The sequence below is a fragment of the Dellaglioa sp. CoH-56-MRSF-12 genome (assembly GCF_056782075.1).
Map to the genome: position 1 here is coordinate 1 of NZ_JBXAYD010000178.1, position 233 is coordinate 233.

A 233-nucleotide genomic window follows, 5' to 3' on the forward strand; every position below is an offset into this window, starting at 1 on the left:
GGATTCGCGACGTTGCGGCCCGGCCCTTGCGCGGAGAGCGTGCATGAAGTTCGAGGACTGGATGGAATCGTTGAGCATCAAGCTCAATGGGCGCGCTCTGAACCAACATGAGCAATGGCTGATGCAGCTCGCCTTCGAGATGGGTCAGTTGACGCGAATCAACGAAGTCCGGCACATCATCCAGAGCCTGAGAGAGCAGTACGCTGTTGATGTGGACTCGATTCACGTGAGTG

1 protein-coding gene is annotated in these 233 nt (G+C 57.1%); it reads left to right on the forward strand.

Going from position 1 to position 233, the window contains the following annotated elements:
- Positions 1-43: 43 nt before the first annotated feature.
- Positions 44-233, forward strand: a 190-nt coding sequence (locus AC1RPY_RS08230; protein WP_481763195.1) for a hypothetical protein, incomplete at its 3' end; no start/stop codon positions are given.